The sequence below is a fragment of the Aeromonas sp. R7-4 genome, assembly GCF_040908055.1.
Taxonomy (GTDB): Bacteria; Pseudomonadota; Gammaproteobacteria; order Enterobacterales; family Aeromonadaceae; genus Aeromonas; species Aeromonas sanarellii.
The window spans coordinates 21,020-44,409 of record NZ_JBFODA010000056.1 but is presented as its reverse complement, the minus strand read 5'-3'; the positions used below and the strand labels follow the sequence as shown (position 1 = coordinate 44,409).

The following is a 23,390-nucleotide window of genomic DNA, read 5'->3' as shown; positions in this document are numbered from 1 at the left end:
AATAGGCTGATTCAAGGCATTTACGGGAGAAAAGATCGGCTCAAACTGAAACTGAGTCAGCCGAGAAGAATTTCCCCGCTTATTCGCACCTTCCCTAGAGAAGCCGAGGCGATTCACGATCCAGATCTTGCGTCTCCGCCTCAGGATTCATTTTACGAAAGAACATCCGTCGATAGTCAGAGGGTGACGTGCCCAACTGGGCACTGAATTGTTGCCTTAACGATAAGGCCGTCCCGAAACCGGCTTCACCAGCGATGCATTCAATCGGTAAATCCGTCGTTTCCAATAGCGCTTGTGCTCTGGCAACGCGTTCAGCATTCAACCATTGGGTGACCGTACTGCCGGTGGCGTCGCGAAACCGGCGAGTAAAGGTTCGCCGGCTCATCTTTGCCCTTTCAGCCAGAACATCCAGCGATAGATCACTGGCAAGATTCTGCCTCGCCCATATCAGCACATCGGACAGATGAGTCTCAGTGGCAAGTCGCGGGACGGAGTGTTCAACATACTGTGATTGTCCCCCCTGCCGATGTGGAGGGGTCACCAGAAGCTTCGCAGTGCGATTGGCCGTTTCAGCGCCGTATCGCTGCATCACCAAATGAAGGCAACAGTCAATCGCGGCTAGGGTTCCTGCGGAGGTCATGATGTTGTCGGTACTGGCGTAGAGCACCTCGGGCCGAAAACGTGCCTTCGGAAACCGTTGTGCAAACGTCTCTCGTGCAAGCCAATGAGTGGTAGCCTCTCTCTCATCAAGTAAACCGGCATCGCCGAGCACAAACGCGCCCAAACATAACCCCACGATCAGCTTGCCTTGGACATTGGCGAGTTTCAGCGCTTCAACCAGCGCTGTTGATGCGACAACCGAGGGATTACTCCAGGCTGGAATGACGATGACATCGGATTTATCCATGAGCTCAAGCCCGTGCTTGACGGCGATGGCGATACCCTGATCGCTCTCTACCATGCCCGGTACCTCAGCACAGTAGCTGATTTCGTATCGCGGTTCATGCTGAGCGGTTTGAACGGTTCCGAATACGAGTCCTGGTACGGAGAGATGGAACAAGCTCACACCATTGAAGGCGAGTACAGCAACACGTATGGCGGACATAGGTTAGATCCTGCTTGATTACCAATGGCCCAATTATATCGAAAGATGTCATTTTGGCCACTTTTGAACGTATGGAGATTAAGCAAAAATGACCACCTCAAAACGTCAATAGGAACAATCACATGAAACTCAACGCTCTTCCCCTCGTACTCTCCATTGCTTTTGGTGCAGTCACCGCCCCGGTGTTTGCAGGAGAAAGCGACACTCAGGCTTCCACTTCAACTCATAAAGTTGAAATGCAGCAGGTTCGTAATGCGACAGTGAAAATCACTTACGCAGGCACTACCTTCCTGATCGATCCGATGCTGGCTAAAAAGGGCACTTACCCTGGGTTTGAAGGTACCTATCGCAGCAACCTCCGCAATCCGATGGTGGAATTACCCGGATCGGTAGAGGACGTCATTTCCGGTGTTGATGCGGTCATCGTTACTCATACCCACCTTGACCACTGGGACGATGCCGCACAAAAAGCACTGCCAAAAGACATTCCGCTGTTTGCACAACATGAGGCTGATGCACAGCTGATCCGCTCTCAGGGTTTCAAGAATGTACGCGTACTGACTGACGAAGCTGAATTTGGCGGAGTTAAAATTACCAAGACAGGTGGTCAACATGGCACAGACAAAATGTATGCCGATCCCGCTCCCGCAAAACTGCTTGGTGAAGCCATGGGCGTCGTTTTTCAAGCGAAAGGCTATAAGACCCTCTATTTGGCCGGTGATACCATCTGGCGCAAAGAAGTAGACAAAGCCATTGAGGCATATGACCCCGAGGTCATCGTCCTCAATGCAGGGAAAGCAAAATTGATCGGGTACGAAGGTGCGATCATCATGGGCGAGGAAGATGTGCTGCGCGCATCACAGGTTGCGAAAAATGCAAAAATTGTTGCGGTGCACATGGACGCAGTCAATCACATGTCCTTGACCCGTGAAGAATTGCGGGCCTACGTCAAGAAGCAGGGTATCGAAAGCCGCGTTGATATCCCGGAAGACGGTGCGTCGCTGGCGTTCTGATGTAAATCACATGGCACTGAATGACGTCGCTAGTTAATGATCCCCAAAGGATTCGGTGCTCGGTTAGGAGTGGGTTATTCAAAAACCCACTCCTGAACACCCTGTTTGAGTGGCCAACACACGCCCTGTCTTTACACCAAATCAATCGGATAACTTGACTGGGGATCGTTTATGGACTTCGCGATGACGTGAATAGACTCGTCATTCAGAGATAACCATAACATGATCTCGATAGTCAGAAAGCATGCTCAAGTTCTTGACATTCCAGAGTTTCTCTTTATAAATGGTATAGAAAACTCATGGCAATAGCTTGAGTCAATTGCACTGTTTTTATGGTCGGAAGTTTCTGCGTAAGTCATTGAATGTAAAGGTTATATTTGTGCGTTGACATGCGAAAATGAGGGTTCGAATCCCTCCCTCACCGCCAAATTATAAAAAACCGACCTCAGGGTCGGTTTTTGGCATCTGGGGTTATCATATTCCCTGATACCCAGCGAGGGAGGGTGAAAACCCTCGCCTGGGTTCGAGCAGAGCGGCTTGCCGCGATGAACGGCCAGAGGCCGCCCCGAAGGGGTGAGCCACGAAGTGGCGAATCATCCCTCCCTCACCACCAAATAACGTAAAAGGGCCTGTCGCAAGACAGGCCCTTTTGCATTTCCGGTGATGAGTGGCTCGGTTTGAACCCTGGTTCGACAACTGGGCAGAATGGTCCGCCTGGATAGCCGAAGGCTGCCCGCAGGGTGAGCGCAAGGAAGGGCGCGAGTCAATTCCAACCCAGCCCCATGTTTAACGAACCGACCTCGGGGTCGGATTTTTGCATCCTGGGCCCTGCATATCCCCTGATGCCGACAAGAGAGGGTGAGCCGCCTCGCCGGGTTAGAGCAAAACGGCTTGCCGCGATGAACGGCCAGAGGTCGCCCGAAGGGGTGAGTCACGTAGTGGCGAATCATTCCTCCCTTAGCTCCAGGTAAAGGGCGTACCCTTGCCCAGGTCGATACGGTTTCTCGATGACCAAACCAGTTGAAGGGAGCCAGCTCCGGGCCCGGAGCCATTTTGGGGAAAGGGACTCAGGGCCGATGAAAGTCACGCATGGCATCATGGTAGAAATAAGGGCTGCGGGAGCGGCCATCGATCATCTGGCTAACAATGTTCGCCGTGTGGACCTGAGAGTGTCAATTCGGAGCTGGGTGTTGGCGGGCATTTTAAATGACGTATTTTCTTAAGGTCCTGTACATGTTACCCCACAAGGATCGTAGTAAAATGTCGCACCATTAAAATCATCCAGTTAACAGAATACACTGATATGTAATAGGAAAAGTGGTAAGAAAGACCTGAAAATAAATTCAATGTTCAACGGCAATCACGAGTGAAGAATACTTTATGTTGGCAATCTACTTCGTATGAATATTGTTGGACAGTCTGTGTTAATAAGGATGACAAGTGTGCATTTTCTGCCTTTTTTATTTCTTGTCACCTCGCCTATGGTGTCGGCAGCAGAGCAGCCATCATCAGAGGCGACAGGCCTGAATGATAGCCAGAAGCAGATCAGGGCATTACGCAAAGCGGCGCGAAAAGCCACCGTTCCAGCCGATGTGCGCCCCTCTATCACTCGGTCATCTCCGTCAAACCAACAGAGACTGAATCGCAAATGGGAGCATGCGTTACCTTTTTATGCGCAGAGTGCGATTGATCTCGGGTTTGATCTGCCTCTGCCATTCTCTCTCTCCATTGTACCAACGTATATGCAACAAGGGTTCAGCTTCTCCGATTTGAAGCTGGCCATTCCCGATCGTCCGGATATCGATTTTGGCCGTCTAAATCTGGATGAGATCGACTTCGGTCATCCAGAAGGCCATACCCGGACATGGCAACTGAAACTCAGCTCGTGGATCTTGCCATTCATGCAGGTTGGAGTGCACGCCGGACGTTTTGATGGCGACTCTGATCTGGAAGTCACCATTCCTGATTCGGTGTTTAAGCATATCAAGCCAGGTCTTGAGACGATTCATTTTTCACCTGATTTTTCAGGCTGGAATTATGGGGTGAATACGAATTTTACCGCCGGCTTCGGCCAGTATTTTGCGGTTCTGCCGGTCAGCTATACCCGATCGGAAACCGATGATAAGCGCACCGAGAGTAAGGCACTGCTGGTGAGCCCACGAGTTGGCCGCTCATTCCACCTCGATAATTTGGGTTTAGTGAGCCCTTTTGTGGGCTTCTCTTATATGAAAGTGGAAGGATTTACTCAGCAGTCTGAACCTTTTGGCTATAACATTGCTTACAGCATCTCTTCCGAAAACGAAAATGAATGGGCTGGGGTGGTTGGGCTGAACTGGAACTTGGCCAGAAACTATGGTGTGGTGGCAGAGCTCAATGTCGGCCCTGAGCGAACCAGCATGGTCATGATGCTGGACTATCGGTGGTAGGCGGAGGCATGGCGGTAGGAATCCCTTGGCATGTCTTGCATCTCAATGGAGAGGTGTCCACTCGTCCTGTTTGCCGTGCTCGCCCATGTCGCATTTTTATCAGGAGTTCTGGTACAGTATCAAGCTATTATAATGCGGCTTTGTTCTGTGATGGAATATGTTTTTCGACGTGATTGTTTTATTTATAACAAGGTTGACATTCCACGATTAATGATAACTCGACTTGTGGGGAGAAATAACAAGTTAGTTAATATGTTGTTTTTAAATGCTCCCTTGGTGAAGTCTTACATATGTCAGGAGGATGTTCGATTTTTAGAAACTTCCTTCCGGGGCGGAGAACTAAGTCAGAAGATTAGATTGTATTGCTTTACCTTAAATAATTATTGAGTGGGGTGTTGAGCCATCGAGTGTCAACCCATGGACTTGTTGGTGAGAGCAGGTTTCACTTCAGTTCATCTGCTTATGTCACCATTTTAACATGTCAAAATCAGGGGCGGAATGACGGATGAAAATAAAGCAGTGTTTGTTGATAGCGATGGCCCTTTTTATCACGGGTTGCAGTCATTTGGATGATGAACCACGGGGTATAAAACGACAGGGTATAAATGAAATGGCGGACAGTACCCTTCATCAGTTGATGGCACAGGATGAAAAGCTCAATAAATCATTCGAGGAGTCGTTGGCCTATCTTGTCGTCAATATGAAGGTGACTAAGGTACCTGCCATTGGCGTGGGGAGTGGCGAGGGCGTGCTGTTTGTAAAGGCAGAAAAAGAACCTGTTTTTTATCGTGTTCAGCGATGGGATCTGGGGGCCGGTTGGGGGGCTCGGTCTTACAAGGTCTTAGTCTTGCTGTATTCGCAAGATGTCATTGACAAAGTAAAACATGACCATTGGGCATTCGACATCGGTGGTGAGGCTTCCGTTGGCACCGCTGCGATGGAAGGGGCGTCGAGTGGCATTATTCCTGAATATTCCGTGCATATATTGTCTGATGGTGGGGTGTCAGCCTCAATTACGGCAAGAGCAATCAGAATGAGTAAGAGTGACCTCAATATGAGTCAGGACACGTACTGAAGGCTTCTGGCAAGGCTCGCCTCCCGAAGTCAGCTCCCCAAGAGCCACTTGCTCGGCCCCAGGTGACCGTCATACCCGGAGCAAGCCCATCACGATACCCCACCCGATAAAAACCCGACCTGATGGTCGGGTTGTTGTCTGCGTTGCGTCATCCGGTTATTTCTCGCGCCATTCCCGGGAAACAGGCCCGCCGATTCCTGGCGGGCCTGGGAACGGCGCCCGGGATCAGACGAGATCGAAGCGATCCAGATTCATGACCTTGGTCCAGGCCGCCACGAAGTCCTTCACGAACTTCTCCTTGGCGCCCGAGCTGGCATAGACCTCCGCCAGGGCCCGCAACTGGGAGTTCGAGCCGAACACCAGATCGACCCGGGTGCCTGTCCACCTGGCCTTGCCGCTCTTGCGATCCATGCCCTCGTAGACGCCCTTGTCTGCCGCCGGCTTCCACTCGGTGCCCATGTCGAGCAGGTTGACGAAGAAATCGTTGGACAGGGTGCCCGGGGTCGCGGTGAATACCCCGTGGCAGTTGCCGACGTTGGTTCCGAGCACCCGCATGCCGCCGACCAGCACCGTCATCTCGGGGGCACTCAGGGTGAGCAACTGTGCCTTGTCGATCAGCATGGTCTCCGCGAAGGTGGCGCACTCGCCCCCGTAGTTGCGGAACCCGTCGGCGAGGGGCTCGAGCACGGCAAAGGAGTCGACATCCGTCTGGTCCTGGGAGGCATCCATGCGACCCGGGGTGAAGGGTACGGTCACGGAGACACCGGCCTTCTTCGCCGCCTGCTCGACGCCGACACCACCCGCCAGCACGATGAGATCGGCCAGGGATACCTTCTTGCCACCGGTGGCCGAGGCGTTGAAGGCCTGCTGGATCCCTTCGAGGGCCTGAAGCACCTTCGCCAGTTGCGCCGGCTGGTTGACCGCCCAATCCTTCTGCGGGGCGAGGCGGATGCGGGCACCGTTGGCGCCGCCACGCTTGTCGGAGCCGCGGAAGGTGGACGCGGAGGCCCAGGCGGTGGAGACTAGCTCGGCCACGGAGAGGGGGGCTGCCAGGATCTTCTCCTTGAGCGTTGTCACGTCCTTGTCATCGACCAGGGGGTGGTTGACGGCGGGAATGGGGTCCTGCCAGATCAGCTCCTCCTTGGGCACTTCCGGCCCCAGGTAGCGCGTGATGGGGCCCATGTCGCGGTGGGTCAGTTTGAACCAGGCGCGGGCAAAGGCATCGGCGAAGGCTTGCGGGTCTTCGTGGAAGTGGCGGGAGATCTTGCCGAATTCGGGGTCAAAGCGCAGGGTCAGGTCGGTGGTCAGCATGGTCGGCTTGTGGAACTTGCCCGGGATGTGGGCATCGGGAATGATCTCCGGGGCATCTTTTGCGACCCACTGCTTGGCACCGGCCGGCGACTTGGTCAGCTCCCATTCGTACTTGAACAGGTTCTCGAAGAAGTTGTTGCTCCACAGCGCCGGGGTCTTGGTCCAGGTCACTTCGAGCCCGCTGGAGACGGTGTCCTTGCCGTGCCCGCTGCCGTAGTCGCTCATCCAGCCGAGGCCCTGTGCCTCCAGAGGGGCGCCTTCGGGCTCTGGCCCCTTGTGGGATTCCGGCGCGGCGCCATGGGCCTTGCCGAAGGTGTGACCGCCTGCGATGAGGGCCACCGTCTCTTCATCATTCATCGCCATGCGGCCGAAGGTGGAGCGGATGTCTTTGGCCGCCTCCATATAGTCGCCGCTGGCGTTCGGTCCTTCCGGGTTGACGTAAATCAGGCCCATGTGGGTGGCGCCGAAGGGGGGGCTGAGCTCGCGGTCGCCCTTGACCCGATCTGGGTCGACCCCGAGCCAGGCAATCTCATCCCCCCAGTTGACGTCCTGATCCGGCTCCCACACGTCCGGCCTGCCACCGCCGAAGCCGAAGGTGCGGAACCCCATGGATTCCAGGGCGACGTTGCCGGCGAGGATCAGCAGATCGGCCCAGGAGATCTTGTCGCCGTACTTCTGCTTGATGGGCCAGAGCAGGCGGCGCGACTTGTCGATGTTGACGTTGTCGGGCCAGCTGTTGAGGGGGGCGAAACGCTGCTGGCCCCGGCCGCCGCCACCGCGACCATCCGTGGTGCGATAGGTGCCCGCGGCGTGCCAGGTCATGCGGATGAACTGGGGACCGTAGTGACCGAAGTCCGCCGGCCACCACTCCTGGGAATCTGTCATCAGTTTGACCAGGTCCTTCTTGAGCGCCTGATAGTCGAGGCTCGCGAAGGCCTTGGCGTAGTCGAAGTCCTTGCCCATGGGATCGGAGCTGGGGGAATGCTGGTGCAGCAGATCCAGCCGCAACTGGTTCGGCCACCAATCACGATTGGTTCTGCCGACGCCGGCGGTGTGGTTGAAGGGGCATTTGCTTTCGTCACTCATCTCGGTCTCTCCTTGGAGGGCATCTACATTGCTGACAACTTAGTATGGAAACATTTCCACCGTGCGGTGTGACGCCATGGCAGGGAATGCCTCATGGCGCGACGGTGTGGTGTCAATTACTCCTTATTTTTCAATTAATTGGTTGGTTTTTATGGGGCGGATTACGAAAAGATGAATCACGGCCATCGAGTTTGGCGATCTGCCGGTGCCCCGTGCGGGTCGGTGCGTCCGGCTGTTGTTCATCTTTTTACCCATATCACGGCCATCCGGGTGCTAGTTTGCGCTGCATCATGGCGAGCCGGGTTCCCGGCCTTGGGGCGGGGCACTCGCGTATTTTTGTGACGCAGGCCCTCGAGAGTCTGGCGACGTGGCCGGCGTGTGGTGGTGCGCCGTGCTGGGCAGGCAGTGAAGACATAGGGGAATAACGGCGATGGGACAGGCAGGGCAGGGGCACTTCCTCTTGGCGGGCCGCCAGGCGATGAGCATGTCAGGAGAAGGGGGGAGTCAGGGGCGGAAAACAAAAAGACCGGCACTTGGCCGGTCTGAAAGGGCAGCATCGAGAGCTGCGGCATCAGGTTGCAGGCAACCTGAAAGGGGAATGATGGGGTGGCTGATGGGGCTCGAACCCACGACAACCGGAATCACAATCCGGGACTCTACCAACTGAGCTACAGCCACCACTGAAATCTGCCTTCGATGCCGCTCTCAAGGAGTCGCATCAATGGCGCGCCCTGCAGGATTCGAACCTGCGACCCACGGCTTAGAAGGCCGTTGCTCTATCCGACTGAGCTAAGGGCGCGTTGTATCAAGAAATCCTAAGGACTTCCCGATGAACCTGGTCGGTGATAAAGGATTCGAACCTTTGACCCTCTGGTCCCAAACCAGATGCGCTACCGGGCTGCGCTAATCACCGAAAATTCGTGCTCCAGCATACCTTCGGCGGCACCACTGGGCAACGGGCGGGCATCATACCCAAGCGCCAAAGTCAGCGTCAACGACTTTTTCCGCCAGTAAATTCAAGTGCCTACTTATTGCCCGTCAGGCGAGAGCCGCTAACACCCGCGCCAAAAAAATGCGACAATGCGCCGCAGTTGAACACAGGATGAGTGAAGAACGATGTCTGCCAAAATCATTGATGGAAAACAGGTTGCGCAAACGATTCGCAACCAGGTCGCCGCGCAAGTCCAACAGCGGTTGGCACAGGGGAAGCGGGCACCGGGTCTGGCGGTGATCCTGGTGGGGCTGGATCCGGCCTCCCAGGTCTATGTGGGCAGCAAGCGTCGTGCCTGTGAAGAGGTGGGTTTCGTCTCCCGCTCCTACGATCTCAGCGCCACGGCCACGCAGGACGAGCTGCTGGCGTTGATCGACAAACTCAATGAGGATCCGGCCGTGGACGGCATCCTGGTGCAATTGCCCCTGCCGGCCCATTGCGACACCACCCAGGTGCTGGAGCGTATTCGCCCCGACAAGGACGTGGATGGCTTCCACCCCTACAACGTGGGCCGTCTGGCCCAACGCATTCCGGCGCTGCGCCCCTGCACCCCCAAGGGGATCATGACCCTGATCGAGGCGACCGGCGTCAAGACCCACGGTCTGCACGCCGTGGTGGTCGGGGCCTCCAACATCGTCGGCCGGCCCATGACCCTGGAGCTGCTGCTGGCGGGCTGCACCACCACCACCTGCCACCGCTTCACCCAGGATCTGGAGGCCCAGGTACGCCGCGCCGATCTGCTGGTGGTGGCGGTGGGCAAGCCGAACTTCATCCCGGGGGAGTGGGTCAAGCCCGGCGCCCTGGTGATCGACGTGGGCATCAACCGTCTGGCCGACGGCTCCCTGGTGGGGGACGTGGAGTTTGAAACTGCGCGCAATCACGCCGCCTTCATCACCCCTGTGCCGGGTGGCGTGGGCCCCATGACGGTGGCCAGCCTGATGGAGAATACCCTGAGCGCCTGCCAGAACTATCACGACGCCTGAGTCAGCGCCCTCTGGCGCAAACAGCAAAAAGGGAAGGCCTGGCCTTCCCTTTTTCATTGCGCGGTCTCTGTTCCCCGAAGGTCAGATCAGCGCCAGCGCCGCCGCCAGATCGGCGATGAGATCGTCGGCGTCTTCCACCCCGATGCTGAAGCGGATGAGATCGTCATTCACCCCGGCGGCGAGGCGACTCGCCTCGTCCATGGCGGCGTGGGTGGTGCTGGCCGGGTGGCAGGCCAGGCTCTCGAGATCACCGAGGCTCACCGCCTGCACGAACAGCTGCAGGTTGTCGAGCAGGGTGGCGCAGCGCTCAAATCCGCCTTCCAGCTCGATGCTTACCATGCCGCCAAAGCCGCTGGCGAAGGCGCCGAGGGCATCGTGGCCCGGATGGCTGGCCAGCCCCGGGTAGATCACCTTCTTCACCGCCGGGTGGGCGGCGAGGAAGTCGGCCACCTTCTGGGTATTGTGCAGGTGGGCATCCATGCGCAGGGGCAGGGTCTTGACCCCGCGCTGCAGCAGGTAGGCCTCCTGGGGGCCTATGGGGGAACCGATATGCTTGAGGGCCACGGTGCGCACCGACTTCATCAGGGCGTGGGAGCCCGCCACCACCCCGGCGATGATGTCGCCGTGACCACCCAGGTACTTGGTGCCGCTGTGCATCACCAGATCGACGCCGAGCTCCAGCGGGCGCAGCAGGTAGGGGGTGAGGAAGGTGTTGTCACACACCGTGATGGCGCCCACCTTGCGGGCCGCCTCCACCACCACCCGCGGATCCACCACCTTGAGGGTGGGGTTGGTCAGGGTTTCGAACAGTACCACCTTGGTGGCGGTGCGGATGTTGGCCAGCAGATCCTGATCGCTCTCGTAGGCGGTGACCTTGATGCCGGCGCGGCTGAAGGTCTGCTTGAGAAACGCATCGGTGCCGCCGTAGAGCGGGCCTATATAGGCCACTTCATCGCCGCTGTCCGCCAGGGCATACATGATGGCGCTCACCGCCGCCATGCCGCTCGCCACCACCAGGGCCTCGTCGGCGCCCTCCAGCGCCGCCAGCTTCTGCTCCAGCTCGGCGGTGGTGGGGTTGCCGAAGCGGCTGTAGATGAAGCCGGGGGCCTGACCGGCGAAACGTTCCTTGCCCGCCTGGGCGTTGAAGTAGCTGAAGGTGCTGCTCTGGTAGAGCGGGGTGGTGAGTGCGCCGGTCTGGGGGTCGATCCGCTGGCCGCTGTGCACGCTCATGGTCTTGAATTTCATCGTCTTGCTCCGTGGTCGCCAGGCTATGGCGTTGTTGTTCTGGTGTAAAAAACGGTGGACGGGGGCGCGCTGGCGCCCCTGTCCTGTGGTCTGGATGGCGTCAGGCCGGTATCGGCTCCTGCCGCGCCCTGTGCTGCTGAGCATAGTGGCGCGCCGCCACGTCGGGGTGGGAGCGCAGCCGTCCCTTGAGCACGTTCTCCCCCACCTGATAAAAGAGCGGGTTGGCGGGATCGCTCTGGGGCCCTTCGGCCAGCGCCGCCAACTCGGGGGAGAGTGACAGCAGCGGCACCGTCGCATCCAGCCTGGCCGCCATGAAGAAGGCGCAGGAGAGGCGCGATACCCCGGGAGGGGGGCTCTGCACCCGGTGCAGGGTGGCCTTGAGGTAGCCGTCGGAGGCGAGCTCCAGCAACTCGCCGATGTTGACCACCAGGGCCCCCGGCAGGGGGGGCGCCGGGATCCAGCCCTGGGCCGTCTCCACCTCGAGGCCGGAGTGATCGTCCTGCATCACCAGGGTCAGGTAGCCGGGATCCTTGTGGGCGCCCACCCCCTGGCCGCTGCCCCCCGCCTCCTGTCCCGGGTAGTGGATGAGCTTCATGTGCTGGTAGGGGGCACCGCGAATGCTCTCGTCAAACACCCCGGCCGGCTGCTCCAGCACTTCGGCGAAGGCATCGAGCAGGGTGAGGGTGATGGCGCTCAGCCGATCCTGCCAGGCCAGCAGCTGCGCCTTCATCCCGGGCAGGGCGGCAGGCCACTGGTTGGGGCCGATCAGCCGCTGCCAGGGATGGGTCAGTTGGGCGGTATCGAGCGCTGCCTCCTCGTTCATAATATCGAACTGTTCCCGCTGATCCGGCCGCGCCCGGGTCAGCTCGGCCCCCACCTGGTTGTAGCCGCGAAAATGGGGGGAATGCACCATCTGCACCGCCAGCTTCTCCTGCGTTGGCAGGGCGAAGAAGCGGGCCGCGAGCGCCAGGGTCTCCCGCTGCTCCTCCTCGCGAAGATCGTGACCCACCAGATAGAAGAAGCCGACCTCGCGGGCCGCCCGGCCCAGCTTGGCCAGCATCTGGCGACGTACCTCGGGGGCGCCCTGGAGCGCGGCGAGATCGATGATCGGCAGTGATGAATGTTCCATCTGCATCTCCTCAGCTATCGGGCCGGGAACCTTGATCCCTGACCGGTTAACACGGCGGCGCGCCATCCGAAGTGGATCCTGGGTGGGGGCGCCAATTGAACTGAGGTGATAGTACGGTTCGGATTTATAACAGCAAAACAACGAATTATTCTTAGTTATATACAAAATTCGAAATAGAATTCGACCCCGCCGGGGTGCTGGAGGATGAGACGGGAAAAGTGGCCCTCTGCCGACTGTGCAACCCTGCCGGGGGCGGGCACGGCTGCCATCCACCCGGGACGGCGACAGGGAGAGGGACAGGGGAAAGCCGCGGGGAGGCTGATGCCTCCCCTCGGTGGACGGTCAGATATGAACCCCGCCGTCATGGATCAACAGCTGAGCCTGCTGACTGGCGACAGCCTGGGCTCAGTAGCCCAGGGTGAAGCGCTGGCGCAGGTGGGCCGGTTGCTCCGCCTCGTTCAATACGCCGTCGGCCAGATCGCCGACCGTGATCCCGGCGGGTTTGTCACCGTCAAACAGCACCCGATCGGCACCGAGGCGATAGCCGCCGCGCTTCTCGCCGGGTTCGAGGAACACGGGCGGGGAGACGAAACGCCAGTCGAGGACGGTTTCCCGGCGCAGTGCCCTGAGGCCGTCGCGGGCCGCGAGCGCCCCTTGCTTCCACTCGGCCGGAAATTCCGGGGTATCCACCAGTTGCACGCCCGGCGCTATCTCCAGGCTGCCGGCGCCGCCGACCACCAGCAACCAGCTGCTGGTCGCCTTGGCCGCCGCCACGATGGCGCTGGCACCCTTGAGGTACTGGTCGTAGATGTCCGGCACTGTCCAGCCGGGGTTGTAGGCACTGATCACCCGATCGTGCCCCTCGAGCACTTGGGCCAGGGCCTGGCTGTCCTGGGCATCCACCGCCACGGCGCGGACCTGGGGATGGGCTGTGACCTTGCTCACGTCACGCACGATGGCGGTGACCTGATGGCCGCGGCTGACGGCCTCCTGGAGGATGGCGGAACCGACAAAGCCGCTGGCACCGATGAGGGCAATCTTCATGGGAAACTCTCCTTCGCTGTGGGAATGGGGCTATCCTACGCCCCCGGATATGATTTAATAATCCACTGAAAATTGCATTCACTTGTAAGCAGGGCTTCATAATGGATCAGCTCAGACGCTACGCCATCTTCGCCGCCGTGGTGGAGGCGGGCAGCATGACCGGCGCCGCCAAGGCCCTCGGCATGACCCCGTCCGCCGTCAGCCAGCATATCGGCCAGCTCGAGGGGATGCTCGGCCTGCCCCTGCTGCACCGCTCCACCCGCCGCCTCAGCCTGACCGAGGCGGGGGAGGTGGTATGGCAGGGGTGCCAGTCCCTGCAGCAAACCCTGAGCCAGACCGAGCTGCGCCTCTCGGAGGTACGCGACAGCCTGCTTGGGGAGGTGCGGATCACCGCCCCGGTGGGGATGGCGGGTCAACCTCTGGCACGGGCGCTCTCGCCGCTGCTGCAGGCGCATCCGGGCCTGTGCATCCAGATCATCGCCGACGACGAGAAGCGGGATCTCATCAAGGATCGCATCGACGTGGCGCTGCGGGTCGGCACGCTCGAAGATTCCACCCTGGTGGCTCGCAGGCTGGGACAGACCCGGATGCTGCTGTGCGCCGCCCCCGCCTACCTGGCGCGCAAGGGGACGCCGCGCAGCCCGGCGGATCTGCTGACCCACGACTGGCTGGCCTCGGAGATGCTGGGGGGAGGGTTGCTGTTGCTGGACGAGAAAGGGCAGGCCCACAAGGTGAAACCCAGGCCCAGGGTGCTGTGCAACAACGTGCTGCCCCTGCGCCAGTTCACCCTGGCGGGACAGGGGATCTCGTTGCAACCCGAGGGAGAGATCGCCGAGGATCTCGCCTCGGGCCGCCTGCTGGCACTGCTGCCCGGCTTTTGGGCGCCCGCCATGGAGATCCACGCCATCACGCCCCAGCGGGAGATCCCGGAGAAGGTGCGGCGGGTGATCAGCTCCCTGCGCAGCCACTTCGCCGAGCACGGCCAGAGCCGCGCCCAGTGAGTGGCCGCGGGAGCGAGCAAGGGCGATCGGGATCGCCCGCGCGCCCCCGTCCCTTGCCCGCGCTCATTTCATGTAGAGCCCGCCGTTGATGGCCAGGGTCTCCCCCGTGATATAGGCCCCCGCTTCGCTCGCGAGGAAGGCCACGGCGGCGGCGATCTCCTCGGGCTTGGCGAGGCGGCGCATGGGAATGTCGGCCTTGATGCTGTCGAGCACATCGGTGCGGATCGCCGCCACCATGGGGGTGGCGGTATAGCCGGGGGCGATGGCGTTGACCGTGACTCCGAAGCGGGCCCCCTCCGCCGCCAGCGCCTTGGTGAAGCCCAGCATGCCCGCCTTGGCGGCCGAGTAGTTGACCTGGCCGAATTGCCCCTTCTGGCCGTTGACCGAGGAGATGTTGATGATGCGGGCGTCGCGCTGCTCGCACATGGCGTCGAACAGTGGCTGGGTCACGTTGTAGAGGCTGCACAGGTTGGTGTGGATCACCTCGAACCACTGATCCGGCGTCATCCGCTTGAAGGCGCCGTCCCGGGTGATGCCGGCGTTGTTGACCAGCACGTCGACCCGTCCCTCCTCCTGCAGCAGGTGGCCCAGGGTCTCGCGGCACATGGCGGTGTCGGCCACGTCCAGCGCCAGCAGGCGCACCCGATCCGGCTGGTGCCCCTGGGTGTCGAACCACTCCCTCGCCGCCGCCGCGCTGGTGCTGGAGTGGGTGGCGATGATGCGATAGCCCTGCTCCAACAGGGCGGCGGTGATGGCGGTGCCGATGCCGCCACGGGCTCCGGTGATCAAGGCGATTTTCTTCATGCTGCTCTCCTTGGCATGTCACGACGGGAAGAGTGCCCTGCACTGCCCGGGCAATTGACAATGTTGTCGGCATCCACTGTGGCAGGAGAAGGCGTCACTTTTGTGACAGACCAGGAGGGCGGTTGGCGGACGAGGAGAGCGGCGCCTCGTCCCGCCGTCGCCGGCGAAGGCTTGCCGCCGGCACGGCGGCCATGTTTAATGTGGCCTCCCGGGCGAGCGCGCCCCCTGCCGGCAGTGGTCTCGAGCGCATCATGATACCGACATCCCCCCTTCCATCCCCAGGCCAGGCGCCCGAGGCGCATGCCCACCTCACTCGCATCGAGCGGGTGCTGGACTATATTCACGCCAACCTGGATCAGGTGCTCTCCCTGGAGCTGCTGGCCGAGCAGAGCTGCTGGTCCCGCTGGCAGCTGCAGCGGGTGTTCCTGCACGAGACCGGCCAGACGGTGGCCCACTATGTGCGCGAACTCAAGCTGAGCCAGGCGGCGGAGGCGCTGCTCTCGACCCGGCAGCGGGTGCTGGATCTGGCGCTCAGCCATGGCTTTGGTTCAGAGGTGAGCTTCAGCCGCGCCTTCAAGCAGCAGTTTGGCTGCTCGCCCCTGGCCTATCGCAAGCGCGGCCTGCGGCTGGGGTTGCGCACCCCGCTGGTGCGGGCGGCGGCGCTGCCCACCCCGCCCAGGCTGGTGCAGGTGCGGATCGAGAGCCAGCCCGGCTTCACCCTGCACGGCGTCAGGGGGGAGATCCTGGGCCTCTTTGCGAAGGAGCCCGACTTCCAGCAGACGGTGCCCGCCATCTGGCATGCCCTGCGGGAGGCCGGCGGTCTGTGCCCGTCGAGGGAATGGCTGGGGGTGGTGGACGTCTCGGGGGCGGGGCCGAGGTTGCCCTACTGGGCCGGGATGGCGGCCGGGGAGGGGACACCGCCGCCAGGCCTGTCGCGCCTCGAGGTGCCGGCCCAGGAGTATGCGGTGCTCACTCACCTGGGCCCCATCGAGCAACTGGGGCAGAGTCTCAATTGGTTCATCCAGCACTGGCTGCCGGGCTCCTCCTACCGGGGGCTGGATGGCTTCGAGCTGGAGCGCTATCCCCCCGATTTCGACGCCAGGCAGCCGGACGCCCGCATGGAGTACTGGTTGCCCATCGCCCCTTGCGAAGAGCCTTGATCGCCTGCTCCTGCCGCCCTCATGCCGGGTGTCATCAGTCTGCGCCCCAGGACCCAAGGCGTATCGAGCCCGAGACAGATGACCATTTGAACCCACCCGTGCCGCCAGTTGCCGATGGATGTTGTCGGTTGAGGCTGACTTCCTCCTGATTTCTCCGCTTTTCCCGCCAAGATGCCCCAAATTGTTAATTTCGGGGCGAAATAGAACAATAAAATGCAAATGATATTTGTTACTATTCACGTGCAGTAGGCAGTCGAGGATCAGATGCAACTTGTTCACCCCCCATTGACCGTGGTCGCCGCGACCATCTCCACCCTGTTGGCTGGCCCGGCGCTGGCCGCCGCTCCCGCGAGCACCGAAGCGGCGCGTGCCGACGAGACCCTGACCGTGCTGGGTCAGACCTATCGCAACACGGCGACCAAGACCCGGCTCGACCCCATCGAAACGCCCCAGGCGATCTCCGTGGTGGACGGCGAGACGCTGGAGCAGCGGGGGGTGAGCTCGGTGAGCGAGGCGTTGCGCTACGTGCCTGGCGTCAACACCGAGCTGCGGGGCGGGGCGGTCAACCGGCTGGATCTGTTCAACATCCGCGGCTTTGACAACTACCAGAACTTCTATGACGGTCTCTTGTTGCAATACAACGAGTGGAACCTGCAACCCCAGATAGATCCGGTGGCCATGGAGCAGCTGGAGGTGTTCAAGGGGCCGACCTCGGTGCTCTATGGCAGCATGCCCCCCGGCGGCATGGTCAACCTCATCGCCAAGCGCCCCCAGCGGGAGGCCAGCCACAACGTGAGCCTGGCGACCGGCACCGGCGCACTCAAGGAGATGACCCTGGACAGCACCGGGGCCATCGACGACAGGTTCGCCTACCGGGTGGTGGGGCTGGCCCGCCAGAAGGAGGGCCAGGCGGTGACCTCCGAAGAGGAGCGCTACGTGTTCGCCCCCTCTCTGGACTGGCAGCTCGGCGAGCGCACCCTGCTGAACCTCAGCCTCTACTACCAGAAGGATCCCGCCGCCGGCATCTACACCACAGTGCCCGCCAGCGGCTCGGTCAAGAGCAATCCCCTGGGACAGCTTGGCAGCGACACCTTCCTCGGCGACGAGAACTGGAACGAATACAACAGGGACGTGACCCTGCTCGGCTACAAGCTGAGCCACGACCTCAACGCCGACTGGCAGCTGCTGCAGAATGCCCGCTACATGGATGCCTCCGCCTATCAGCGCAACACCTACAACGCGGCCCTGGCGGCGGACAACCGCACCCTGGCGCGCAACGCCTACCTGACCGATGAAGACTCCCGCGGCTTTGTCATCGACAACCAGCTGGCGGGCAAGGTGCAGACCGGCGCGGCCCAGCACAACCTGCTGCTCGGGGTCGACTACCAGTATCTGGATGCCCACATCCTCTACCGGGACACCCTCGACTACTCGGCCCCCGGCATCGACATCTTCAACCCGGACCACAGCCAGATAGTGCCGGGAGCACTCACCTTCAACTACCAGGATCAGAAGGTGATCCGCCAGTCCCAGACCGGCGTCTATCTGCAGGATCAGGTGCGCCTCGACCGCCTGGTGGCCATCGGTGGCGCCCGTTACGACCGCTACCGGATGGACACCGACAGCCATACCCTCTACCTGGGGGCGGCTAGCCAGTCCCTGGCCCAGATCGATCAGGACAACCTCTCGTTGCGTCTCGGCGCCCTCTATGAGCTGGACCATGGCCTCTCGCCCTACGTGAGCTATGCCGAGAGCTTCGAGCCGGTGCCGGGGGCAGACAAGGACGGCAAGGCGTTCAAGCCGGCCACCGGCCACCAGTGGGAGGGGGGGCTCAAGTTCCTCTCCGAGGACATGAGCAAGACCTTTACTGTCGCTGCTTTCCATATCACCAAGGAGAACGCCCTGGTCACGGATCCGGACAACGTCTACGGGCCCAAGCTGCAGACCGGCGAGACCGTCTCCAAGGGGGTCGAGCTGGAGGGGCGTGCCGATCTCACCAGCCGGCTGGACCTGGCTTTCAGCTACACCCTCATCGACATGGAGATCACCCGTGACACCACCAGCCTGCAGGGCAAGACCCCGGTCTGGGTGCCCGAGCAGATGGCGTCGCTTTGGAGCAACTACCTGCTGGGCGGCAGCCTGGAGGGGATGCGGGTGGGCGCCGGCCTGCGCTACGTGGGGGAGGCCGAGATGGATGCCGTCAACACCGACAAGGTGCCGGACTACCTGCTGATGGACATGTCCGCCTCCTACGATCTCGCCGCCCTCAGCGCGAGCCTGAAGGGGGTGGGGGTGTCGCTCAGCGCCAGCAATCTGCTCAACAAGACCTACTACTCCTGCTACGACCAGAACAACTGCTGGTTCGGGGCACAGCGCAACCTGGAGGCTCGACTCAAATACGCATTCTGACCCTGCGCCCCGGGCTGCGTCCGGGGCATTCACCTTCTGCGGGCGGCGATGACCGCAAGCACGTCCTGCCACGGGGCCTGGGGGCGCTGGCGCTGCATGCCGAGCGCACCCTGGCGGCGGATCACGACACCCTGTTTGCGGCGGCGGCCAGCCTGATCCCCTCCCTCAGGGGGCAGGGACTGGCGGCGGGGAGTCGGCCTCCGTTGCTGGCCACTCACACCGAGGCGACCCCGACCGAGGTGGCGGCCGCCCTCCATGCCCACTGGCGGCAGGCACACCCGGAGGCGGGTCCCGCCTACTGGCTCACCCGCAGCTGGGGCATGCTCTGCTGGCAGTCCATCTATCTGGCCATGGTGGCCGTCTATCGGGTCGGCGCCGTGCCCGCGCTGGACAGACTGGGGCAGGGGTATGAGGCCGGGCTGGTGTCCGGCTTCTGTCTGCCCCGGGAGCCCATGATCAAGGGGGAGGTCGATGTGTTGATCAAGGCGGCGGGCGAACGGCTGCAGGCCCATTGGCAGGCGCTGTTCGCAGCGCTGGGGCAGGTGCAGCGACTGCGGCCCGGGTTCGTGCGGCCGCTCTTGGCGGACGATCTGCTGGCGGCGCTGGTGCGGGTGCCCGAGTTCTTTGACGAGGTAAGCCCCGTCGAGGTGGCGGCCCATGCGCCGCACTGGCTTGCCGCCTGCGGCCTGCCGGCCGAGCATCTGGCGGGCTGGCAGCCGGCACCCTGGCCGCCAACGGCCGGCTTGGTCGGTTATGTGCGCCAGCGATGCTGCCTGCACTACAAGCGCCGCGATGGTGAGCTCTGCGCCAACTGCCCGCGGCGGCAGGGGGCGGCGAGCTGTGAAGAGAGTGCTTGAATAAGAAGCCCCGCGTGATGACAAGCCGCCCCAAGGCGGCTTTTTACTGCGCTTTTACGTCGCCCATCTTGTTGCGAATTCGTTCAAACAGGCTCTGCAGACAGGCTTGATCCCGGTCGGCGGCGCGCACGGCGCCATACATATGGCGGCGGATCCCGCCGCCCAGGGGCCTGGCCTGGAGCAACCCCTGGCGGACAAACTCCTCGCAGGCCCAGCGCGGCAGGGCGGCGACGCCAAGGCCGGCGGCGGCCATCTGTAGCATCACTGAGGTATTGTCCACTGGCTTGCAGCGGGCGGGCTCGATGCCGGCCGGCTGCAGGAAGCGGCTGAACACGTCCATCCGCGCCCGCTCCACCGGGTAGACCAGCAGCACCTCGGGGCGCAGATCCTCAGGCTTGATGGTCTGCAGCCCACAGAGGGGGTGGTCCGGCGCCATCACCAGTTCGAGATCGAAGGCGAACAGGGGGTCGAAGTGGAGATCGCCGCGCGCCTGCACATCCGAGGTGAGCAGCAGGTCGAGCTGGCCGCCAAGCAGGGCGCTGATGGCATCAAAGCCCGGCACCGACTCCACCTCCAGATCCACCCCGGGCCACTGGCGACGAAAGTCCGGCAACAGCGGCAGCAGCCACTGGATGCAGCTGTGGCAATCCAGCGCCAGGTGCAGCCTGCCCGCCTCTCCGCTGTGCAGGGCCAGCAACTGGCGCTCGGTCTGGGCCAGGGCGGGCAGCACCTGACGGGCCAGGGCCAGCAGATGCTGGCCTGCCGCCGTCAGCACCAGGGGGCGGCTCTTTCGAAGAAACAGCTCCAGATTGAGGCGGGTCTCCAGCTCCTTGAGCTGGTGGGAGAGGGCGGACTGGGTGAGGTTGAGGGTGAGCGCGGCCCCGGCCAGGGACCCTTGCTCCGCCAGGGCGCTGATGGTCTTCAGGTGTTTGAGATCGATGCCCGGATTGCTGCTCGCGGAGGGGCTGGATAGGTTGGGCGCGACCATGGCACTGCTCCTTTGTGCGTCAGTTGAGAAATTCTTGAGAGCCAGTTGAAGAGGATTCAATAGCCAGGGACACCTTATCTTGTCATTTTGGATGTGTAAACATCTGGATGGCCAAACAATCCAGATCCTCATCAGATGAACGAGCATAAGGAATGGAACCTATGACCTGCGCACACACCCTGGGCTTTCCCCGTATCGGCGCCAAGCGCGAACTGAAATTTGCCCTCGAATCCTACTGGCGTGGCGAAACCACTCAGGCCGAGCTGGTCGCCGTGGGCAAGAGCCTGCGTGAGCGCCACTGGCATGCCCAGCGTACCGCCGGGGTCAACCTGCTGCCGGTGGGGGATTTTGCCTGGTACGATCAGGTGCTGGGTACCAGCCTGCTGGTGGACGCCGTGCCTGCCCGTCACCGCCACGGCGACACCGACCTCGACACCCTGTTCCGGGTGGCCCGTGGCCGTGCGCCGACCGGCCCGGCGGCGGCGGCTGCCGAGATGACCAAGTGGTTCAACACCAACTACCACTACCTGGTGCCGGAATTTTACCGTGACCAGCGCTTCAAGCTGGGCTGGAGCCAGCTCTTTGACGAGGTGGAAGAGGCCAAGGCCCTGGGGCTGCCGGTCAAGGCGGTGTTGCTGGGCCCCGTCTCCTACCTGTGGCTCGGCAAGGAGAAAGAGAGCGGCTTCTCCCGTCTCGAACTGCTGGATCGCCTGCTCATCGTCTATCAGGAGATCCTGGCGAAACTGGCGTCCCAGGGGGTGGAGTGGGTACAGATCGACGAGCCGGCCCTGGCGCTGGACCTGCCGGACGAGTGGCGCCTGGCCTACCTCAAGGCATATGAGCGCCTGAGCGGCCCCTGCAAGCTGCTGCTCACCACCTACTTCGGGTCCGTGGCCCATCAGCGGGACATCATCACCAGCCTCAAGGTGGACGGTCTGCACCTGGATCTGGTGGCGGCCCCCGAGCAGCTCGAGACGCTCGTTCCGCACCTGCCGGCCCAGTGGGTACTCTCGGCGGGTGTCATCAACGGCCGCAACGTCTGGCGTGCCAACCTGGCCAGGCTGGCGCCGACTCTCAAGGCCTTGAAAGAAAAGCTTGGCGAGCGCCTCTGGGTGGCCTCCTCCTGCTCCTTGCTGCACAGCCCGGTGGATTTGACCCTGGAGCACGAGCTGGATCCCCAGACCCGCAGCTGGTTCGCCTTCGCCCTGCAAAAGTGCTATGAGCTGGGGCTGCTGTCCGACTACCTGGACGGTGGCGCCCTGGACAAAATCGAGGCTTACAGCCAGCCCATCGTGGATCGGGAGTCCGACAGCCGGGTTCACAAGAAGGCGGTGCAGTCACGACTCGCCAGCCTGACCAACAGTGACTTCGATCGCCATAGCGCCTACCCGGTGCGTGCCGACGCGCAGCGCTCGGATCTCAAGCTGCCGCTCCTGCCCACCACCACCATCGGCTCCTTCCCGCAGACCTCTGAAATCCGGGTGCTGCGCCAGGATTGGCGTGCCGGGCGCATCGATGACCAGGCCTACGAGGCGGGCATCCAGGCCCAGATCAAGGATGCGATTGAGCGCCAGGAGGCCATCGGGCTGGACGTGCTGGTGCACGGTGAAGCGGAGCGCAACGACATGGTGGAGTATTTCGGGGAGCTGCTGGACGGCTTTGCCATCACCCGCTTCGGCTGGGTGCAAAGTTATGGCTCCCGCTGCGTCAAGCCGCCGGTGATCACCCGTGACATCGACCGTCCGACCCCCATGACCCTTGAGTGGACGAAGTTTGCCCAGAGCCTGACCGACAAGCCGGTCAAGGGCATGCTGACCGGCCCGGTGACCATCCTCTGCTGGTCCTTCCCGCGGGAAGACGTGAGCCGCGAGCAATCCGCCCTGCAGATTGGCCTCGCCATTCGCGACGAGGTGGCAGATCTGGAGGCCGCCGGCATCAAGATCATCCAGATCGACGAACCGGCGATCCGCGAAGGCTTGCCCCTGCGCAAGCAGGATCATCAGGCCTATCTCGACTGGGCAGTGCGCGCCTTCCGGCTGAGCGCCAGCCCTGTGGCGGACAGCACCCAGATCCACACCCACATGTGTTACAGCGACTTCAACCTCATCATAGAGGCGGTGGCGGCGCTGGATGCGGACGTGATCACCATAGAGACCAGCCGCAGCCAGATGCAGCTGCTCGAAGCGTTCGAGCGCTTCAACTACCCGAACGAGATCGGGCCCGGCGTCTACGACATCCACTCCCCCAACGTGCCGAGCCAGGGCTGGATTGAGGACCTCATCCGCAGGGCGGCCAGACAGATCCCGGCGGAGCGGCTCTGGGTCAACCCGGATTGCGGCCTCAAGACCCGCGGCTGGGAAGAGACCACCGCAGCTCTGAAGGTGATGGTCGATGCGACCCGGGCGCTGCGCGCCGAGCTGGCCTGAGCCGCGGGAATCTGACCGGCCAGGCGACACAGGCATCCAGTGGGTCCAAGCACCGATAACGAGTAAAACCCGCGCAATGAGGGAGGGGAGGCCGAGGCCTTCCCTCTTTTTTGCCTGGTGGCGTCCTTCCCGGGAGGCGGCCTGGCGAGTGGCGCGGCACCCGAGCCTCAGGGACCGTCCACGCGCCCAGGCAGCCAGCGGATGTCGAGGGGCATTGCGATCCCCGATCACCGGATTGAGGCGTGCCGGGCCCGGGGCGCCGGGATCCTGAGGCCGCGATGACGCCCGCGCTGGTGCTGGGCGGGGAGAAATGGCTAGAATTGCGCATTTCAAATAA

The 23,390-nt window shown here is 61.7% G+C and carries 16 protein-coding genes, 3 tRNA genes and 1 other RNA gene; 10 read left to right on the top strand and 10 right to left on the bottom strand.

Annotation, left to right across the window (positions count from 1 at the left end; all coding sequences use genetic code 11):
- Window positions 1–94: 94 nt before the first annotated feature.
- Window positions 95–1,105, bottom strand: coding sequence for a GlxA family transcriptional regulator (locus AB5Y72_RS15005; protein WP_041212904.1), 1,011 nt, complete (start codon window positions 1,103–1,105; stop codon window positions 95–97).
- Between the two features lie 122 nt (window positions 1,106–1,227).
- On the opposite strand from AB5Y72_RS15005, the gene AB5Y72_RS15000 reads away from it, so the two are divergent.
- The 4 genes from AB5Y72_RS15000 to AB5Y72_RS14985 all read left to right on the top strand — a co-directional run bounded on the left by AB5Y72_RS15000 (window position 1,228) and on the right by AB5Y72_RS14985 (window position 5,619).
- A complete protein-coding gene (locus AB5Y72_RS15000; RefSeq protein ID WP_103251548.1) occupies window positions 1,228–2,118 on the top strand; it encodes an MBL fold metallo-hydrolase in 891 nt (296 codons plus the stop codon).
- A gap of 483 nt (window positions 2,119–2,601) precedes the next feature.
- A non-coding RNA gene (locus AB5Y72_RS14995) (RtT sRNA) lies at window positions 2,602–2,731 on the top strand.
- Between the two features lie 829 nt (window positions 2,732–3,560).
- Window positions 3,561–4,544: an autotransporter outer membrane beta-barrel domain-containing protein gene (locus tag AB5Y72_RS14990; protein ID WP_318161493.1), complete on the top strand. Its 984-nt coding sequence runs from the start codon at window positions 3,561–3,563 to the stop codon at window positions 4,542–4,544.
- 505 nt (window positions 4,545–5,049) lie between these two features.
- Entirely contained in the window at window positions 5,050–5,619 is a 570-nt protein-coding gene (locus tag AB5Y72_RS14985) for a hypothetical protein (protein WP_325783728.1), read from the top strand.
- 225 nt (window positions 5,620–5,844) lie between these two features.
- Here AB5Y72_RS14985 and katG read toward each other — a convergent pair whose 3' ends face one another.
- The 4 genes from katG to AB5Y72_RS14965 all read right to left on the bottom strand — a co-directional run bounded on the left by katG (window position 5,845) and on the right by AB5Y72_RS14965 (window position 8,929).
- Window positions 5,845–8,016, bottom strand: a complete 2,172-nt coding sequence (katG, locus tag AB5Y72_RS14980; protein WP_318161491.1) for a catalase/peroxidase HPI — start codon at window positions 8,014–8,016, stop codon at window positions 5,845–5,847.
- A gap of 602 nt (window positions 8,017–8,618) precedes the next feature.
- Window positions 8,619–8,694 (bottom strand) — tRNA-His (locus tag AB5Y72_RS14975).
- Window positions 8,695–8,738: 44 nt separating this feature from the next.
- Window positions 8,739–8,815: transfer RNA gene (locus AB5Y72_RS14970), tRNA-Arg, on the bottom strand.
- Window positions 8,816–8,852: 37 nt separating this feature from the next.
- Window positions 8,853–8,929: transfer RNA gene (locus AB5Y72_RS14965), tRNA-Pro, on the bottom strand.
- Window positions 8,930–9,132: 203 nt separating this feature from the next.
- Here AB5Y72_RS14965 and folD point away from each other — a divergent pair.
- A complete protein-coding gene (gene folD / locus AB5Y72_RS14960) occupies window positions 9,133–9,990 on the top strand; it encodes a bifunctional methylenetetrahydrofolate dehydrogenase/methenyltetrahydrofolate cyclohydrolase FolD (protein ID WP_368199143.1) in 858 nt (285 codons plus the stop codon).
- Window positions 9,991–10,071: 81 nt separating this feature from the next.
- On the opposite strand, the gene AB5Y72_RS14955 is transcribed toward folD, so the two are convergent.
- From AB5Y72_RS14955 to AB5Y72_RS14945, 3 genes are all read right to left on the bottom strand, one after another.
- Window positions 10,072–11,235 (bottom strand): PLP-dependent aspartate aminotransferase family protein, encoded by a 1,164-nt coding sequence (locus AB5Y72_RS14955; protein WP_368199141.1) that lies wholly within the window; start codon window positions 11,233–11,235, stop codon window positions 10,072–10,074.
- Between the two features lie 100 nt (window positions 11,236–11,335).
- Window positions 11,336–12,364, bottom strand: coding sequence for an isopenicillin N synthase family dioxygenase (locus AB5Y72_RS14950; protein ID WP_368199139.1), 1,029 nt, complete (start codon window positions 12,362–12,364; stop codon window positions 11,336–11,338).
- A 405-nt stretch (window positions 12,365–12,769) separates the two neighbouring features.
- A complete protein-coding gene (locus AB5Y72_RS14945; RefSeq protein ID WP_368199138.1) occupies window positions 12,770–13,408 on the bottom strand; it encodes an NAD(P)-dependent oxidoreductase in 639 nt (212 codons plus the stop codon).
- Between the two features lie 101 nt (window positions 13,409–13,509).
- On the opposite strand from AB5Y72_RS14945, the gene AB5Y72_RS14940 reads away from it, so the two are divergent.
- On the top strand, window positions 13,510–14,409 hold the full coding sequence (locus AB5Y72_RS14940) for a LysR family transcriptional regulator (protein ID WP_368199136.1): 900 nt from the start codon (window positions 13,510–13,512) through the stop codon (window positions 14,407–14,409).
- A 63-nt stretch (window positions 14,410–14,472) separates the two neighbouring features.
- Here the strand turns inward: AB5Y72_RS14940 and AB5Y72_RS14935 are convergent, their stop codons facing one another.
- Window positions 14,473–15,213 carry an SDR family oxidoreductase gene (locus tag AB5Y72_RS14935; RefSeq protein WP_042076487.1) on the bottom strand — a complete coding sequence of 247 codons (741 nt, stop codon included), beginning with the start codon at window positions 15,211–15,213 and terminating at the stop codon, window positions 14,473–14,475.
- Window positions 15,214–15,464: 251 nt separating this feature from the next.
- Here AB5Y72_RS14935 and AB5Y72_RS14930 point away from each other — a divergent pair, with 251 nt between their 5' ends.
- The 3 genes from AB5Y72_RS14930 (at window position 15,465) to AB5Y72_RS14920 (ending at window position 19,639) form a co-directional block, all read left to right on the top strand.
- Window positions 15,465–16,373, top strand: a complete 909-nt coding sequence (locus AB5Y72_RS14930; protein ID WP_368199148.1) for a helix-turn-helix domain-containing protein — start codon at window positions 15,465–15,467, stop codon at window positions 16,371–16,373.
- 264 nt (window positions 16,374–16,637) lie between these two features.
- Window positions 16,638–18,782 carry a TonB-dependent siderophore receptor gene (locus AB5Y72_RS14925; RefSeq protein ID WP_368199134.1) on the top strand — a complete coding sequence of 715 codons (2,145 nt, stop codon included), beginning with the start codon at window positions 16,638–16,640 and terminating at the stop codon, window positions 18,780–18,782.
- Window positions 18,783–18,847: 65 nt separating this feature from the next.
- Window positions 18,848–19,639, top strand: a complete 792-nt coding sequence (locus AB5Y72_RS14920; protein WP_368199146.1) for a siderophore ferric iron reductase — start codon at window positions 18,848–18,850, stop codon at window positions 19,637–19,639.
- A 43-nt stretch (window positions 19,640–19,682) separates the two neighbouring features.
- Here AB5Y72_RS14920 and AB5Y72_RS14915 read toward each other — a convergent pair whose 3' ends face one another.
- Entirely contained in the window at window positions 19,683–20,627 is a 945-nt protein-coding gene (locus AB5Y72_RS14915) for a LysR substrate-binding domain-containing protein (protein ID WP_368199132.1), read from the bottom strand.
- Window positions 20,628–20,788: 161 nt separating this feature from the next.
- On the opposite strand from AB5Y72_RS14915, the gene metE reads away from it, so the two are divergent.
- The gene (metE, locus tag AB5Y72_RS14910) at window positions 20,789–23,053 is read left to right on the top strand and encodes a 5-methyltetrahydropteroyltriglutamate--homocysteine S-methyltransferase (protein WP_368199131.1); all 2,265 of its coding nucleotides are present in this window, start codon (window positions 20,789–20,791) and stop codon (window positions 23,051–23,053) included.
- Window positions 23,054–23,390 lie beyond the last annotated feature (337 nt).

Bases quoted from the DNA above. Each gene is read 5' to 3' on its own strand.
- AB5Y72_RS15005 (WP_041212904.1), bottom strand. From the start codon at position 1,105: ATGTCCGCCATACGTGTTGCTGTACTCGCCTTCAATGGTGTGAGCTTG.
- AB5Y72_RS15000 (WP_103251548.1), top strand. From the start codon at position 1,228: ATGAAACTCAACGCTCTTCCCCTCGTACTCTCCATTGCTTTTGGTGCA.
- AB5Y72_RS14985 (WP_325783728.1), top strand. From the start codon at position 5,050: ATGAAAATAAAGCAGTGTTTGTTGATAGCGATGGCCCTTTTTATCACG.
- katG (WP_318161491.1), bottom strand. From the start codon at position 8,016: ATGAGTGACGAAAGCAAATGCCCCTTCAACCACACCGCCGGCGTCGGC.
- folD (WP_368199143.1), top strand. From the start codon at position 9,133: ATGTCTGCCAAAATCATTGATGGAAAACAGGTTGCGCAAACGATTCGC.
- AB5Y72_RS14955 (WP_368199141.1), bottom strand. From the start codon at position 11,235: ATGAAATTCAAGACCATGAGCGTGCACAGCGGCCAGCGGATCGACCCC.
- AB5Y72_RS14950 (WP_368199139.1), bottom strand. From the start codon at position 12,364: ATGGAACATTCATCACTGCCGATCATCGATCTCGCCGCGCTCCAGGGC.
- AB5Y72_RS14945 (WP_368199138.1), bottom strand. From the start codon at position 13,408: ATGAAGATTGCCCTCATCGGTGCCAGCGGCTTTGTCGGTTCCGCCATC.
- AB5Y72_RS14940 (WP_368199136.1), top strand. From the start codon at position 13,510: ATGGATCAGCTCAGACGCTACGCCATCTTCGCCGCCGTGGTGGAGGCG.
- AB5Y72_RS14935 (WP_042076487.1), bottom strand. From the start codon at position 15,213: ATGAAGAAAATCGCCTTGATCACCGGAGCCCGTGGCGGCATCGGCACC.
- AB5Y72_RS14930 (WP_368199148.1), top strand. From the start codon at position 15,465: ATGATACCGACATCCCCCCTTCCATCCCCAGGCCAGGCGCCCGAGGCG.
- AB5Y72_RS14925 (WP_368199134.1), top strand. From the start codon at position 16,638: ATGCAACTTGTTCACCCCCCATTGACCGTGGTCGCCGCGACCATCTCC.
- AB5Y72_RS14915 (WP_368199132.1), bottom strand. From the start codon at position 20,627: ATGGTCGCGCCCAACCTATCCAGCCCCTCCGCGAGCAGCAATCCGGGC.
- metE (WP_368199131.1), top strand. From the start codon at position 20,789: ATGACCTGCGCACACACCCTGGGCTTTCCCCGTATCGGCGCCAAGCGC.